This is a genomic window from Pseudomonas sp. B21-031 (assembly GCF_024748985.1).
Classification (GTDB): domain Bacteria; phylum Pseudomonadota; class Gammaproteobacteria; order Pseudomonadales; family Pseudomonadaceae; genus Aquipseudomonas; species Aquipseudomonas kermanshahensis.
In genome coordinates this window covers 1493306-1510123 of sequence record NZ_CP087181.1, presented here as the reverse complement: position 1 = coordinate 1510123, position 16818 = coordinate 1493306, and the positions used below count along the sequence as shown (strand labels likewise).

Below are 16818 nucleotides of genomic sequence, written 5' to 3'. Positions count from 1 at the left end.
CATCGAAAAATCATCAAAATCAGCAAAAAAATGCAATTGCATCAATGAGCACCAAGCTAAACACCCACTTCATATCAGTAATACAGTGACGCCCCCCACCGCCGCTGCCACCCGCCATAAAAAAAAGATGCAAAATCCACGATTCCACTTAATTATTGTTGACAAAAACAACTTGCAAAACATATGATTTCGGGCTGTAGGTGGCCAGCGCTCTAACCTGCTGGTCTCTTGAATTCCCGCCCAAGCAAACCATGGAACACAGTCATGGAAGATAAGCTCATCTCGAAACTCGCTAGCGTTTCAAGCGAGGCTACGCTGCACCCGCCTGTCAGGCTTTATGGCGCCGTGACCGTGAACGCGAAAGCCCAGATAGGTAAGTACACGTACATCGGACGAGACGGGTACGTTGGCCGAGGGGCAGTCATTGGCAATTACTGCTCAATTGCTCGGAATGCCGAGATCAGCCCAATCAACCACCCGACTGATTACCTCAGCAGTCACCCATTCCAGTACAACACTAATCATTTCAGCGACCATCCTGGATATCGAACACATGTTCGAGTCAAGGGGCCAAGCGCGAACCCAGCAGTAATCGGTCACGATGTTTGGATTGGTGCAGGCGCCATGATCTGCCAAGGCGTCAATGTCGGCACGGGCGCTGTTATCGCTGGCGGCGCAGTTGTCACTAAAGATGTTCCTCCCTACGCAATTGTGGCTGGCGTCCCTGCCAAACTGATTCGCTACCGCTTTGACGAAGGGACCATTGACAGGTTGCTGAATAGCAAGTGGTGGGAACTGGAACCCAAAGATATGGTGGACGTAGATTTCCAAAATATCGCAGACGCATTAGACAGAATCACCACCACAAAACTTAAGATGGGACTGGATAATCGCAATGCGCTTGCCGGGGCTATCAGCAATGCTGCGAGTGGTACAAGCTCGGGAATTGTATGGTTTACCACCCCAACCGCCTATGCTGACATGAGCGCCCTAGAACGCTTCACAAGCATTGAAGTGCTTGATCACACCCAAGGCCCAGGTGATTCTTCCCCGCTGGTAAGTCCAGGTATCTACAAGATTAACAGCGCAAGCTTCGATCCTAAGCGTGGCTGGTACCGACTCACGTTTAGCATTGACGACGTGCCTTTCAAAGGCAAGATTTTCAAGAATCGATTTACCTTCAAACTCGGTACCGACTGATTAAATCGGACATTAATTAGCAGAATGCGGCTTCGAAATCGAAGCCGCATTGTCATTTTGAAGACGCGCGCACTAGATCAATCCAGTAGAGCGCTCTATCTTGCGTGCCTTCTACATCATCTATTGCATCAGAATCGCTAACGATAGGGATAGTTATGAGAACAGTGATCACCTTTGGAACATTCGACGTACTACACATTGGTCACGTTCGAATTCTTCAACGCGCTCGCGAGCAAGGTGACAGACTGGTAGTGGGCGTGTCTTCAGACGCACTAAATTACTCTAAAAAACAACGCAATCCCGTTTACCCGGAAACCGAGCGCCGCGACATTATCGCCTCGCTGGCTTGCGTAGACCAAGTATTTCTTGAACAGTCTTTGGAGCTTAAAGGCGAGTACATTAAAGAGTTTGGTGCTGACGTATTGGTCATGGGTAATGATTGGGAGGGACGTTTCGATGAGTACAAGTCGCTCTGCGAAGTTATTTATCTTCCCCGGACAGATGGCATTTCTACTACTCAATTGATCGCCGAGATCAAAAAATATGGATAAATTGCCAAGGGTAGGCTTCGTCGGCTGGAACCCCTTTCAATTCCTTCATATACAGAAGCTGGCGAGTACTTTTCCAGGCGCCTGCTTTGTCATTGAAAAGCGGAAGGATTTCATCGACGAGTTTAGTGAAGAGGTCTTAAAAAACCCCTCCACCCCTATCATGGTATGGGATCGGGCAAAAATGCCTACTCTCGATGGGGTTTTTGACATCATAGTTTGTCAAACGCCTTTTTCCCGGATTGAAACGTTCGAGAAATCGAAGATTGCTATGATTCAATACGGCTACGCCAAAGAACCGCATAATTACGGACCTTGGCGCGCTTTTGCGGACCTGTGCCTCACTTACGGTCCTTATGCCTCAAAGCGAATCGACTACTTTAGTCCTACTGCAGCAGTTGGAAATCCTCGATATGATGATTGGCATTTCGAGGACTTCCACAACAACGCTAAACGCAAACATGTCGATAAGCTTAACCCGGCTAAGCAAACTGTTCTTTACCTACCTACCTGGGGCGATCTCTCCAGCGTAGATAAATATTTAGATGCGATTTATAGTCTATCTGAGAACTTTAACGTTCTTACGAAAATGCACCACAACACACAACTCCTTGAATCAGATAGAAAAGGCAAAATTGCCTCTGGGAGCATATGCCATTTCGGCGCAAATGATGACTTACTGGAGTTATTATCCATAGCCGATATAGTAATATCCGACTATAGCGGAGCTATCTTTGACGCCATGTTCTGTAGGAAACCAATAGCCCTCCTCGAAGCCGATCTTGATGGTCAGATGGGAGGAAAGAAAATCGATGATTACAGCTTAGAGTATTCTCGCCGCGATGAGCTTGGCTTGCGCATCAAATCTCCTGAGCATTTAAAAATGGGGATTTACGAGCTAGCCAAAAACCCTCAAAAATATATTGACGGCTATGAGTCACTGCGAAGCGACTTATTCACTCCAACCAATGACTCGCTAAGCCTAGCTCACGACGCCTTGGTTCAGCTTTGGAAAGGCAAATACACTCCAAGCCAACCTCAAATATATGTGCGTAAAGAGCTGAAAGAGTTCTACACAACGAAGCGACAGCTGGCCATTGCTAAGAAAAAGCAGAGCGTAGTGAAATAAATGCTATCCATTCAGCGAAACTTAATTGTTAAAGCAATTTTTCTGTTGTCGAAGATAGGCGCACATCGAGCTAGTCTAGCGTGTACTGATAGACTGCTGCAACTCGATGTATCGTTAAGCCAGTTGCGACAAGCAGTAGCTTCGGCTACCGCACGCAACGACCACGATGCGGTTCTGCGCTTCGCGACGTATGCTATTGAAAAATTCCCCGCAAATTCGTTCGGCTACCTTGAAAAAGCCAGGGTCCTGAAAGATCAAGGTGATTCTGATGAGGCCGTGGAGATACTTAAGTTAGCTCCATCTTGCGGCCCAGTGTCGGATGCCCTGCGCTCTTACCGCTCGAAATCCTCACGAAAATCAAAGCCAGTCGCAAAAAAACCTAAAACTCAGCTGACTGAAAAAGATCTTGAACAGTCTCTCGTGCTGGCCGGCAATGACGCATCATGGCTCAGCATTATCGCAGAGCAAGCAGTATCCGCAATTAAGGCAGATCCGTCTAACGATACTAACTTCAATATTCTCGCACGCACTTATCATCAATTAAATATGCATGATAAATTAATAGATGCGATTATATCTTTCCCCAACAGAATTTCCTCACGCCTCAATTACAGATTGATGCTGGCAAAAGCTTATCAGGCATCTCGCAATCAGCTGGCTGCTTATGAAGTACTGCTGGCTGCTCAGGTAGAGCATCCGTCAGAGCGTATGTTGCTAATGCGTATTAGCGATATACTTCGCGACGATGCTCAAACAGCTCGTGCTTATTCTTACCTATGCGCAAGCCAAGCGCTCTACCCCGCATATGGATCGGTTAAAAGACTTTCATTCGAAATCGATCATGCCCTTTATGACCAAGCGCGGGAGACGCTACTGAGCATCTTGCAATTTCCTCAAGAAGTTTTGATGAAATTCATGCCGATGATTAACCGTGCAACCCCTTTTTTTCCCGAGCTTGAGCAAAGTACTCAAAGGGCAAGAGGTAGCGCGCGCGTATTACTTTCGGCAGAGAGCGGGCGCAAAGGCATTAACCCCGACGACCAAGTAAAGGTCGCGATTAAATGCCGCTGGATAAATGAAGCACAAGACATTATAAAGCGGAACAAAAACGGGAAGCAGCCTGTAAGCAGCGAAAACAAGGCTTGGCTTGAGACAGTAATAGATCAAATCCGCAAAATTCGGCCACTTGTAGAAATGGCAAATACGAATGAAATATCACCACATCTTTATGGTCTAAAAAATGGTGTGATGGTTGATGTCGATTTAAAAAAAATCGACACTTCAAAGACGATTGAAGTATTCATTCCCACTGTATTTTTTGCCGCACCAAATGAAATAAAACCAAGTTATGCTACCGTAAGAGCGTTTTTGGGAAATGTCTACGAGTATCTAATGTCTCGGCCGGACCTAACTTTAGTACCACGCCATCAATGGAATTGGAGAAACTGCGATCCACGAATTCCAGGCGCTCGAATTGTAAGCTATCATACGAACGCACCGTACAATCTTAATCACCTGCACATCCAAGAAGTGCCGCTGGCAGGTCGCTGCAGCATAGACCATCAAGGTTTTGCTGGTTACTCCTCACTCGCAACACTACATAAACCAATAGAGGAAGTCAGCCCTACTCACTCAGAGGAAATCCTCTTAAAAAATGAGCAGGATCTATATAAAACTTATGTAGTGAACAACGTTTCAAAGTACTCTCAAACGGTTGACAGGGTATCATTCGAGGATGACTACGTCTTCGTAGCACTTCAAATACCAACAGATACCGTAGCAGCCTTAGCGTACGTTACAGGTTCTGAGCTTGTTAAGACCGTAGCAGAACATTATCTTGGCAGCAAAACAAAGGTACGCGTCAAGCGTCACCCTTACTGCAACAGCATGACTGTGCAGCACACACTTGACGCATTACTAGAAGCAAACGCAATTGAGATTTCTGATGCATCTGTACACGACCTAATTTCTGGTGCTAGAACTGTGTTCACAGTCAACTCCGGTGTAGGCCTCGAAGCACTCCTACATGGACGACCTGTAGTTGTTACCGGGGAATGTGACTACTCCTACGCAGTTTCAGCACAGCCGAAATCGATTGAAGACCTGAAATACACTCTAAATCGTAGTCTCGTCTTTAATCACCAGCGCACTAAGTGGTTGCTGCACTATTACGTCAATAGCTATTCAATGGCAAGTAATGATAGCTCTGCCATCCATGAGCGCCTTAAAAATTGGCTTGATTAATAAATTTCCGCCTGGCCCAAAAATACAGGCCAATGCAAGCACAAATCAATGTGCCCCGAAATTATTGGACTTTTTGCATCTATGATCAAAATCACTTCTTCCATCGAATGCTCTAACTCTAAACCATTCGTTCTCTTCGGAGGAATTAACGTTCTGGAATCTGAAGAACTGGCTCTTAAAGCTTGTGCAGAGTACGTTCGTGTAACCGAAAAGCTTGGAATCCCTTACGTATTTAAAGCCAGTTTTGACAAAGCAAACCGGTCCTCAATCCATTCATATCGTGGCCCAGGCATGGAAGAAGGCCTGAGAATCTTCGAGAAAGTTAAGGCTGAGTTTGGTGTCCCTATTATTACTGACGTTCATGAAATCTATCAGGCTGATCCAGTTGCTGAAGTGGTTGACGTGCTCCAACTTCCAGCATTCTTGGCTCGACAGACCGACCTTGTCGTTGCGCTAGCCAAGACTGGAAAACCCGTCAACATAAAAAAACCTCAATTTTTGAGCCCTTCTCAGGTGCAAAATATTGTGCACAAGTTCAAGGAAGCAGGTAATGATCAACTGATTCTTTGCGACCGTGGCACTTGTATGGGTTACGACAATCTAGTGGTGGACATGCTAGGTTTCGGCGTAATGAAGCGCACTTGTGATGACTTGCCAATCATTTTCGATGTGACGCATGCACTGCAGAACCGCGATCCATCTGGCGCCGCCTCAGGCGGTCGTCGCGAACAAGTGGTTGATCTTGCACGCGCTGGTATGGGCACTGGCCTTGCAGGCCTGTTTTTAGAGGCACACCCGAACCCGAATCAAGCTAAATGCGATGGTCCAAGCGCGCTACCGCTAGACAAGCTGGAACCATTCCTAGCGCAGATCAAGGCACTAGACGATCTAGTCAAGTCCTTTACACCGATAGTAATTTCGTAAGATTTGGTAAGGATTGTGGGCATGTCAACTACTGAGCAACGGGTGGCGATCATCATTCCAGCCCGCTATGGCTCTACCCGCCTACCGGGTAAGCCATTAGCCGACATCGCTGGTAAACCAATGGTCCAGCACGTTTACGAGCGTGCTTTGCAGGTAAGCAGTGCCCAAGTTGTTGTTATTGCAACCGATGATAAACGTATTGCTGAAGCCGTTCGTGAGTTTGGTGGCAATTGCGTGATGACATCAGAGCACCATCCTTCTGGAACTGATCGCCTAGCAGAAGTGATGGAGCAAATTGACGCAGACATTTATATCAACTTGCAAGGCGACGAACCCCTAGTACGACCAGCCGATATTGAAGCCTTAGCAGCTGGGATGCTGGCTGATCAAGCAGTCAATGTGGGAACCTTGTGTCACCCAATTGACCCGCATGAAGCACGCAACCCGAATACAGTAAAAGTTATATTAGCGAACAATGGCAATGCACTGTACTTCAGCCGCTCGCCAATCCCCTACCCTCGCGACAATGAGGCTGCAACATACCTTAAGCATGTAGGCGTATATGCTTATCGTCGCAATGTCCTGGCTGATTACGGCAGTCTGCCACAGACTATGATAGAGAACGCTGAAAAACTTGAACAGTTGCGATTAATCGCAGCGGGATATTGCATTCGCGCGTTCGTTGTTGAACCCACGGGGCCTGGTGTAGATACTCCTGAGTGCCTAGAACGAGTGCGTGCGCTGATTAACGGCGAAGAAACCTCATCTAAACCAATGCTCTCAGATATTCGCTTAGTTATCACTGATGTTGACGGCGTGCTAACTGATGGTGGAATATATTACGATGCAACCGGTGAATGTGTTAAGCGTTTTCATGTCCGTGACGGAATGGGAATGCGGTTACTAGAAGAGAGTGGCATTCGGGTCGCTGTACTTTCCGGCCGAGATTCTCCAGCTCTTCGTAAACGCGTGGAAGATTTGGGAGTTACGCTTTGTAAATTTGGAGTGAAAGATAAGTTTACTGCTTGTGAACAGCTGATGGCTGAGGCTCGCGTGACTCACAATCAAACTGCCTGTATTGGCGATGATTGCATCGATCTACCTGCGTTCCTAGCTTGCGGTATATCATTTGCCGTCGCCGACGCCCCAGTTTACGTAAAAGCTGCTGCAACAATACCTTTACTGGCTTCAGGCGGAACAGGAGCATTTCGTGAAGTTGCTGACGCCATCCTAATTGCTCAAGGGAAAGATGCGGTTTTATCCAATGCTGCTGACTATGCAAAAATCATGAATAAGATGACACAGTAAGCCACCCTCTTAGCTGGAATTCGCTAGTGCTAACTTATTCAACCTAACTCCCCAGCTTTCTATAAGCGGTCACGGCAGAATTAAGTGACCGCTTTAATTTTACCCACCGTAACTACCACGAAAAAAAGACTGAAGCAGAAACTCTTCAGTCTTATAACTTACCAATTAGCCACCCAGCTCGACCACCGTTACGAACTGAACCTGAACTCAATGGAGCCAGCAGGAATCACTCCATTATAAACAATAGCGCCTTGGGCAAACTTTACAACCAGACGATTACTTGCGTCACGTCCGATTGAATGAATATCGTAAACCCCAGCCTGAATCAAACACGCTTGCTCCTTCCACTTCTTTGCTCTGTCGATTCGCATAACTTCAATCTGGCGGTAACCATCCAAATCATCAACAGACAAAGAAGAGAAAATTATATTCCCACCGACACTTGAGAACTGATTAGTCATCTTATTAGAATACTTAACCATATCGACCTGCCAGTTAGCAGATATCAAATCCTGCACAAGCACCAACCATTTTTTAGCGATGACAGAAGGCGCATACTCAAGCGCTGACTTGAAGCTTTCCTGTGACATTTCGGCAAACTCTTCATCGTCGCTGGCTAAGCTTACAATACGGCCGGCCATTTCAACTTCATCACTTACAAGGTATCCGTTTACGCCATCTTTGACTATCTCTACGGGCCCATAATTGGAAGACAATGAAATAACGGGACATCCAAATGACATCGACTCGAGGATGCTAAGCCCAAAGCCTTCAGAGACTGATGCAGAAATTGAGCCTCGCGCTTGCGCAAACACTTGAGATACGGGATTTGCGTATCCTTTGAGAGTTACGTGCTCGGTAAGATCATTCTCAACTATCAACTCTTGAATATCTTTCTCTCTGGACCCATGTCCCCAAATATCAAGCCTCAATTCTTCGCACTGTTCCAAGGCGATTCGGAAAGCACGAATAATCATGTCTATATTTTTTACCGTTTCCAAGCGAGAAACAACTACAAATCTACGATTATCTCGCAACGCTTTGGGCGATGGCTCTATGCTCACCGAGTTAGGAATCACTCTTACATCCTTCAAGTCGTGAAATTGCCTATCTACGTCTTTCATTTGAGCGTTAGTAAGTAGCACCAATGAATCTGCGAAACGCGCACTATCCAGAATTCGACCACTCACAACAGTCACTGGGCTACCATATATATAAGGCTTAGCAAAGTGATTTCCGTGTAGCGTCAATACTTTTCGTGCACTTGAGGCAGAAACTTTAGATACCGCTTTAGCCTTCGTTGAAGCATCCGCTATTAGAATAGTAAAATCTGCAAACCTTGTGATCTCATTTAGCCAATGAGTATATGCCTCATCTCTTGTCTTGAAGTTCAGAACGCCACGACCAACAAGATCAAGCTGAAAGCTCACCACTTGATTTTCGCTATCTATTATCTCTCGCGCAAAAATACGGCCATTTGCATCTAAGTACTCCGATGAACGCAAGCCTGTCAAACCTACGTATCTTGACTTTCTTTCAAGCTCGACAACATCTGACCTAACAAAGAAGTCGCTGATCTGCGCTATATCTTCGCCTGCCTTGGAAACTATTGCGTAATAATAAAAAAAATTCACTACATTGACGGACTGGCCAAGCCTCCCATCCTGTCTGAGTAAATAGACCGAATTTAACAACAAAGGATCATATTCAGCCGTGGCAATCAGAGATCGGCACCCACTCTCCGAGAGCATTTTAGCCCTGGCCATAGCTACACGAGTGACTCCTCCAGATTGTGCGGAGAGCTTATTTAGTACAGATAGCACCTGTACATTGCGGGAAGATTCATAACATTCGCTAGACATTGAGCTTCGTCCATGAGTGACTTGGATAGCGCCTATTATGGCCAAAGTATGATCAGTGAGACAATAGCTTTGGGCAACAAATCGCAATTTAGCCATATTTTTATTTTTCGCTCGTAGCTTCTCTCCACCCCACAGTCATTCTCACTCTCCTTGGTAGCTATTAACACTTCCACTAGACACCCATTATATTTCGGGGCGCACGGGTTCTATACAAGCCGACCTACACCCTTATGGGCGCCAAAGGATAAGGCTTCCTCAAGCATTGCCTAAATGCCTTCGAAATCCCCTTCCAAATCAACAGCTATGAATTTGGCTTCCCTCTGACCGAGCATGTAGTCCAAATAGTTTACCGAGCCTGAACTAGATGTAGATTAACACCAGGACATTTTATTTTATGTAACCCTATGCCTCAATGCCCCCGAATCAATATCAGTATGTAAATGTGCATTCATGTAAATGGGATAAAAATCTTCCTTTGGGCCGGCACCCACACAAATGCGCCTCTACATGCCCTTTTTTAGGCAATCATGTTTTGACTAAACAAAAAATCACCTTAGCCCTAAGCATCACAATCGGGAATAGTGCCATAATCGCAGCTAACTCCTTGGTAGTTAAAGACGTAACCCCGTACAGTATAGTCGGTGGCAACCCGGCAAAACCCATCAAGAACAGATTTAACGATTACACCTTTGACGCAATGAAAGCGCTGCAGTGGTGGAAATACTCTGTTCAAGATCTGGCAGAAATGGATGTCACTAACCCCCACGTTTTCTGCCATCAATTAACAAGCCGAATCGCAGAAGGCAGGATTCAAGAGTTCAAGCCCTCCAAGATAAACTTTGAAGATATAATGAGAACGCTCAGGGAGGAGACAGAGAGCACCTGAAAAAAGCACCCAATAAAAAGCCCGCAAAATGCGGGCTCATTACGACAACCAACCTGGAGAGGTTGACGTCCGGCAACTTTATTCCTACGTTAACCTGGTGTGGCTTTAGTCAAAAATCTCAACAACACCTACCACCGCACCTTCAGCATCAGTGACTGGCAAAGCGCGAATCTTATTATCAAGCATATAAGATTCAGCCTCAGACAACTGCGCGTTTTCCAGGATGGTATGTGGCTTGGCAGTCATGAATTGAGCAACTGTCTCGTGAATAATGCCTTCGTTATTCAGCAACGCACGTCGCAAGTCGCCATCGGTGACAATACCGACTAGCTTCTCATCATCCATGACAACAGTCAGGCCAAGTCGGCTTCGAGTCATCATCAACAGGCAATCGTGGAAGCTTGTAGCTGGCGTAACAACCGGTGCCGGGGAATGCATCACATCGCGTACGCGAGTCAGCAGTTTGCGACCGAGGCTTCCACCGGGGTGGTAGCGAGCAAAGTCCATGGGTTTGAACTGGATGGCATCGATCAGCGCTACCGCTAAAGCATCGCCCATCGCCATGGTTGCCAGGGTTGAAGTGGTGGGGGCGAGGTTGTTCGGGCAAACTTCACGCTCTACCGAAATGTCGAGCCAGATGTCAGCGTGCTTGGCCAGTGTGGACTTACCATTGCCAGTCATGGCGATGATCTTGTTACCGAACGATCTGAGGCTAGGAATGAGCTTGATCAGTTCCTCGGTCTCGCCGCTGTAGCTGATGAGGATCAGCACGTCGATTGGCTTGAGCATGCCCAGGTCGCCGTGGAAGGCTTCGGCTGGGTGCAGGAAGAAGCTTGGAGTACCGGTAGAGGCGAAGGTAGCGACCATCTTCTGGCCGATAAGGCCGGATTTACCCATACCACACACCACGGTACGGCCTTGGCAACCGAGGATCAGTTCGACTGCGCTCTGGAATTCGCCATCAAGGCGATCAGCCAACTGAGTGACAGCTTGAGCCTGTGCGATTAGGGCTTCTTTGGCGATGTTGAGATGATTCATTTTCGTCCCTGACGACATCTGATAATTACGAAGCCGCGAATGGTAAGGTTTTTGTTACTGGAAGCAAAGTGCGGGGACAGCAGCGGAAGCGGAATCTGACTGATGGGGGGCAGCAAAGCTAAAACCCGTCGCTTGCTCAATTTGCTTAGCGTCACAGTCAATTGAAGGGCGCCAGATACTGGCAATCTGCCCTTACAAAACAATGTGTTGATGCAATTTTTCGTTGTGTGTAAGCCATTCATGCAGCAGCATACCCCCTTTGCAGCTATTGATTGGACCTATGTCCCCTCCTACATGGATGTCATGAACCCCGCTTCAAGCCAGCCCGTAGCGAACAAAACTTTCTACCGCTGGCAGCGCGCCCCGCTGGAGCACCACCTCCATACGCTGATGCCACAATGGGCTGGCAAGCCGCTGGACATCACCAGCCAGGATCTGGCGTCAAACGCCTCGTTCGTCAACTACGTGCGTCACCATCGGCTGATAGACCCCTGCACCGGTAAACCGGTAGAGATGGTAGAAAAATCGATTCGCAAAGTCGCCTTTCTGGGAAGCCAGGAAGCACGGTTTCACCGCGCTGATAGAATGCTCGCAGGGAGCTCACATTTTCGTCACCCCGCCTGCTTGGGCGTAATCGAAACACCTTGGGAAAGCTTGATCTTCACGGCGTTCGTGAAGGGGAAGCCGCCGCGCATGCAAGCGATAGCCAAGCAACTGGCTCTGGGCATCGCCGAGCTTGAAGAGCTGAGCCATGACTACTTGCAGGCGCAACCCCCACGCAAGTCGCCGTTAATTTGGAGCATGGATTTTTTCAGGCCATGGTTCCTGCTGCGGCCGCGCTTCAACTTTGCACGATGCCTGCCAGGCCTCGTACAGCTAGGCCGGGAAGATGCACGATTTGCCGGGCTGGCGGAGCGTTTCAAGGTCTGCCTACCCCTGACACGTCGACTGGCCACCCAGGCGCGACGCAGCCCTCGCTGCATCAGCCACATGGACTATTTGCGCAAAAACCTCTTCATCGTCAAAGGGCATTTGCACTTGATCGACTGGAGCGAGGTGAAGGTCGGACGTGTGGGCTTCGACGGCGGGGCTTATCTCGGGAGCTTGTTCCGGCGCAAGGACATGAAGGTATTCCTCGCGGCGCAAGCAGAATTCGTTGAGGCCTACCGCACTGCGCTACCCGAGCGCTTCGATGCAGAGCTAGCACTGGGGAACTTACGCTACGTGTTTTTACTCACAGCGTTGTTCCATTGCCTGCGCCCGGAGACGATCGAAGAGTACCGGGAGCGCGACCGGATGGGCTTGCTGCATGAGAAATACGTGTATCTGCTGGGATTGGTTGAGGCAGCTTAACGTCCCGACTGCACTGGCCAGCTCAACCCACTAGCTGAAGCCGGAGGTGCGGCGCGGTTTGGCATCTGCTTCAAACAGATATCATTTTGATGTCATCCATCAAGATTTGCGCAGATTGTCTAATTTCTTTTCGCGATTTTTCTCAATCAGCGAGCCTACAAAATTGAATTTGTATTAAGATTCGCCATCTTTTTTTTCCCATCGGATCTCCAAGGCCCTTCAGGACCTTGCCGTTCTTCATTTTTAATGGATGCCGCTGCACGTTTATGGATGACGTTTCGCCCCGCCCTCGTCTGCTGGTGCTCTCGAAAGGAGCCCAGCTCATCAGTACGTTGCCAACCCTGCTGCCCGACTTCGCGCTGCATAACGGTGTCGCGCGCGATGTTACCCGCGCCGATTGGGTGATGGCCTGGGGCCGCAAACCAAGTGCGATCAAAGCAATTGCCGAGGCAACCAAGGCCGGAAAACCGGTTTTGACTTTGGAGGATGGTTTTGTCCGCTCTGTAGGGTTGGGGGCCGATGAACCGCCGTTGTCGCTGATTGTTGACGATGTTGGCGTTTACTACGATGCCAGCCAGCCTTCGCGACTGGAACAGTTGATCGCCAAGTCGCTCAGCGCTGAGCAAACCCAGCGTGCCCTGAAACTCCGTTCTCTGTGGCAGCAGCAGCGGGTTTCCAAGTACAACAATGCGCGCATCGAGGTACCGGAGCTTCCAGAAGACTGTGTACTGGTGGCTGATCAGACCTGTGCCGATGCCTCTTTGCAAGGCGCAGGGCCTGACGACTTCCGGGCAATGCTAGACGCCGCGCTGGAGCGCTACCCGCACAGCACCATCGTGCTCAAGGTACATCCTGATGTAGTCGCTGGGCGCAAAGCCGGGCATTTCGACCTGGAGGCGCTGGCGAGCAACCAGCGAGTCAAGGTACTTGCTCGCAATATCCACCCAGCCGAGCTGCTACCGCGTATGCGCGCAGTGTACGTAATGACCTCACAACTGGGCTTCGATGCGCTGCTGTGGGGCGTGCCTGTGCACACCTGGGGTATGCCGTTTTACGCAGGATGGGGCCTGACCGAAGACCGCTTGCCAGCTCCAGCCCGACGTACACCTGTGGCGCTTGAACAACTGATTCATGCCAGCTTGGTAGATTACCCACGTTATGTATGCCCAGAGCGGGGCGAACCTTGCACACCGGAAGTGCTGATCAATTGGCTGGGGCTGCAACGGCGTCACCGCAGTGTGCTGCCAGACGCCGTGCAGATGATGGGTTTCAGCCGCTGGAAAGAACCGCTGGTTGAACTGTTCTTTGATGGTGCGGCGATCCGCTTCATCAAACCTGAACAGCCTCTTACGCAGGATCTGCCTGTCGTTACCTGGGGCTGCAAGCACGACGACGATCTGAACGCTCATCCACACGCTATCAGTCGTGTGGAAGATGGTTTTTTGCGCTCAGTGGGCCTGGGAGCCGGAAAGGCGCGGCCTTTGTCATGGGTTCTCGACGATGTTGGAATCTACTACGACGCTACACGCCCCTCGCGTCTAGAGCGCATCCTTGCCAGCGAAGTGTTCGAGCCACAGCTGCTGGCCCGCGCCAAGGCCCTGCGCCTGGCGATTTGTGCCGCCGGGCTGACCAAATACAACTTGCCGGGCGCAAGCTGGCAACGCCAACCACAGGCTCGGCAAGTGATCCTGGTAACCGGCCAGGTCGAGGGTGATGCATCAATCCGCTTCGGCGGAAATCGAATTCGCAGCAATCTGCAATTGCTGCGCGCCGTACGCGAACAGAATCCCGATGCGTGGGTTTTGTATAAACCGCACCCAGAAGTGCTTGCTGGTACCCGAGCCCGTGGTGATGACGAAGCGCAGACCGTGAACTGGTGCGACGAAGTCATCGGCGACACCCCGCTGCAGCAACTGCTTGAGGTGGTCGACGAAGTTCATGTGCTGACCTCTCAATCAGGCTTCGAGGCACTGTTGCGCGGTGTACCGGTAACCACCTATGGCCAGCCTTTCTACGCCGGTTGGGGGCTGACCCGGGACATGGACCTGGAACCCCAGGTAGTGGCGCGGCGCAACCGAGCGTTGAGCCTGGACGAACTGGTCGCTGGCGTCTTGCTGCTCTACCCCACCTATGTAAGTCGCATTACCAACCGCTTCACAACCCCTGAACAGACCCTATACGAATTACAAAATTGGCACGCGCTTACGCCGCAGCCAGGAGCTCCCTCCCGATGGCAGGACTTGAAACGACGCTTGAGCAGTTTGTTGGGCATGAAGCGCCCGAAAAACTGAAAGCAAGAGCGACGCGTGGTCCACTGCTGCGTGTCCCCACTTGTAATTTCCTATTTCTTCAAGGCGTAAGCTCGCCCTTCTTTGCGCGGCTTGCCAAAGCTCTGCGCGACATCGGCCAGTATGTGCACAGTGTGCGCTTCAACGTCGGTGACGAGCTATACGGCGCGGATGGCCCCAACATGGGCTGCCCAAAGAAAGCTGAGGACCTGGAAGCTTGGTACGTCCAGGTTTTTCGCCAACTCGACATCACCGACTTGGTGTTGTTCGGTGACTGCCGCCCGGTGCATCGGTCCGCAATAAAGCTGGCACGGCTACAGGGCATTCGCGTACATGTGTTCGAGGAAGGTTACTTCCGGCCTTACTGGATCACCTTGGAGCGGGACGGGGTCAACAATAATTCGCGCTTGCCTCGGGACCCCCAGTGGTACAGGGAAGTGGGCAAACATCTTCCTCGCTACCAGAATGGCACCCCATTCAAGTTGTCATTCGCCGCACGCGCGGCTCACGACGTGCTCTATCACGCCGGCGGTGCGTTCAATGCGCTGTGCTATCCAAAATACCGCACCCACGCCCCTTTCAATGCGGCGGTGGAGTATTTTGGATATGTCCGGCAAGGCTTACGCCTGTTACGTGCCCGCAGCCGTGATGATGCTTTGGTCGCCGATGTGGCAAACGAACGTCGCCCAACTTTCCTGCTGCCACTGCAACTGGACAGCGACGCGCAGATCCGCGATCACTCGCCGTTTGAGAACATGACCCAAGTCATCGAGCACGTGATCGACTCGTTCTCGCTGAACGCTCCGTTCAATGCCCGCCTGTTGGTCAAGAACCACCCGTTGACGCCTGGGCTGGTTAACTATCGGCGCGTCACCGAGGCGCTGGCCCGTGAATACGACGTAGCCGATCGGGTCGAGTTCATGGAAAGCGGGCATATGCCAACCCTGCTCTCGCACATCAATGGCATGATCACGGTCAATAGCACTGCCGGCGCATCAGCCATCCTCCACGGCCGCCCCACCATCACCCTGGCCGACCCAATCTACGCCATGCCCGGCCTAACCCACCAAGGCGCGCTGGCCGATTTCTGGCAATCCCCGGACATGCCAGACATCAAGCTCTTTCATCGTTTTCGCAACACCGTCATCCACACCACCCAGGTCAACGGCGGTTTCTACACCGGCTGCGGCATCGACATGGCGGTCACCAATTGCCTCGAAGTGCTGATGGCGAAAACTTCAAGAATCGAAAAATACCTATGAACCACACCGCTTCACCTCGCTGCATCCTCATCACCGGCGCCACCGGCGGCATCGGCGGCGCGCTGGCGCCTGCCTATGCCGCGCCGGGCGTGACGCTGATTCTGCAAGGCCGGCGCCTGGACCGCCTGGATGAGATGGCCGAGCAGTGCCGCGCCTTGGGCGCCGAGGTACTGCTGGAAGCCATCGACGTGCGCGACCTAGATGGCCTGCGGGCGATGGTGCGGCGGGTCAGCGAGGCGCATCAGCCAGACTTGGTGCTGGTCGGTGCTGGGCTTAACACCGCGGTGGGCGCCAATGGCGAGTCCGAGTGCTGGGACGACAGCCGGGCGTTGCTCGAGGTGAATGTGATGGCGGCGCTGGCCACCGTGGAAGCGGCGCTGCCGACCATGCGCAGCCGGGGCCATGGGCAGATTGCGCTGTTCAGCTCGCTGGCGGGCTGGCGTGGGCTGCCGGTGACGCCTACCTACAGCGCCAGCAAGGCGGCGATTCGGGTGTATGGCGAAGCGATTCGCGATTGGCTGGCGCCGGAAGGGGTGAAGGTGAATGTGATCGTGCCGGGCTACGTGGAATCGAAGATGTGCTTCGAAATGCCGGGGCCCAAGCCGTTTTTGTGGACCGCCGAAAAAGCGGCCAAGCGCATCAAGCGTGGCCTGGCTGCGAACCAGGCGCGTATCAGTTTTCCGTTCCCGCTCAACCTGGGCACCTGGCTGCTGGGGCTGATCCCGCAGTGGCTTTCTTCGATGATCCTGCGTGGGCTGAAATACAGTGATTGATGT

General features: G+C 50.7%; 11 protein-coding genes and 2 pseudogenes. 11 read left to right on the top strand and 2 right to left on the bottom strand.

All coding sequences use genetic code 11. The features are described from left to right. Positions 1-576: 576 nt before the first annotated feature. From LOY53_RS06795 to kdsB, 6 genes and pseudogenes are all read left to right on the top strand, one after another. Positions 577-792, top strand: a pseudogene (locus LOY53_RS06795) (CatB-related O-acetyltransferase); the annotation flags it as partial. A gap of 563 nt (positions 793-1355) precedes the next feature. Next, entirely contained in the window at positions 1356-1751 is a 396-nt protein-coding gene (locus tag LOY53_RS06790) for a pantoate--beta-alanine ligase (protein WP_258703761.1), read from the top strand. Further along, the gene (locus LOY53_RS06785) at positions 1744-2877 is read left to right on the top strand and encodes a CDP-glycerol glycerophosphotransferase family protein (protein ID WP_258703760.1); all 1134 of its coding nucleotides are present in this window, start codon (positions 1744-1746) and stop codon (positions 2875-2877) included. Before LOY53_RS06790 ends, LOY53_RS06785 begins: the two co-directional genes overlap by 8 nt. Continuing rightward, positions 2878-5121 carry a capsule biosynthesis protein gene (locus LOY53_RS06780; protein ID WP_258703759.1) on the top strand — a complete coding sequence of 748 codons (2244 nt, stop codon included), beginning with the start codon at positions 2878-2880 and terminating at the stop codon, positions 5119-5121. 81 nt (positions 5122-5202) lie between these two features. Then, entirely contained in the window at positions 5203-6045 is an 843-nt protein-coding gene (gene kdsA / locus LOY53_RS06775) for a 3-deoxy-8-phosphooctulonate synthase (protein WP_258703758.1), read from the top strand. Between the two features lie 21 nt (positions 6046-6066). Then, positions 6067-7353: a 3-deoxy-manno-octulosonate cytidylyltransferase gene (gene kdsB / locus LOY53_RS06770; protein WP_258703757.1), complete on the top strand. Its 1287-nt coding sequence runs from the start codon at positions 6067-6069 to the stop codon at positions 7351-7353. Between the two features lie 188 nt (positions 7354-7541). On the opposite strand, the gene LOY53_RS06765 is transcribed toward kdsB, so the two are convergent. Beyond that, a complete protein-coding gene (locus LOY53_RS06765) occupies positions 7542-9215 on the bottom strand; it encodes a glycosyltransferase (RefSeq protein WP_258703756.1) in 1674 nt (557 codons plus the stop codon). Between the two features lie 568 nt (positions 9216-9783). On the opposite strand from LOY53_RS06765, the pseudogene LOY53_RS06760 reads away from it, so the two are divergent. After that, a pseudogene (locus tag LOY53_RS06760) lies at positions 9784-9892 on the top strand (acetyltransferase); the annotation flags it as partial. A gap of 314 nt (positions 9893-10206) precedes the next feature. On the opposite strand, the gene LOY53_RS06755 reads toward LOY53_RS06760, so the two are convergent. Continuing rightward, positions 10207-11139: an SIS domain-containing protein gene (locus LOY53_RS06755; RefSeq protein ID WP_258703755.1), complete on the bottom strand. Its 933-nt coding sequence runs from the start codon at positions 11137-11139 to the stop codon at positions 10207-10209. A 240-nt stretch (positions 11140-11379) separates the two neighbouring features. On the opposite strand from LOY53_RS06755, the gene LOY53_RS06750 reads away from it, so the two are divergent. The 4 genes from LOY53_RS06750 (at position 11380) to LOY53_RS06735 (ending at position 16815) form a co-directional block, all read left to right on the top strand. After that, a complete protein-coding gene (locus LOY53_RS06750; protein ID WP_258703754.1) occupies positions 11380-12492 on the top strand; it encodes a phosphotransferase in 1113 nt (370 codons plus the stop codon). 266 nt (positions 12493-12758) lie between these two features. Next, complete coding sequence (locus LOY53_RS06745) at positions 12759-14783, top strand: capsular polysaccharide biosynthesis protein (RefSeq protein WP_258704160.1); 2025 nt, start codon at positions 12759-12761, stop codon at positions 14781-14783. Further along, positions 14723-16042: a capsule biosynthesis protein gene (locus LOY53_RS06740; RefSeq protein WP_258703753.1), complete on the top strand. Its 1320-nt coding sequence runs from the start codon at positions 14723-14725 to the stop codon at positions 16040-16042. Before LOY53_RS06745 ends, LOY53_RS06740 begins: the two co-directional genes overlap by 61 nt. Further along, on the top strand, positions 16039-16815 hold the full coding sequence (locus LOY53_RS06735; RefSeq protein ID WP_258703752.1) for an SDR family oxidoreductase: 777 nt from the start codon (positions 16039-16041) through the stop codon (positions 16813-16815). Before LOY53_RS06740 ends, LOY53_RS06735 begins: the two co-directional genes overlap by 4 nt. Positions 16816-16818: the final 3 nt, after the last annotated feature.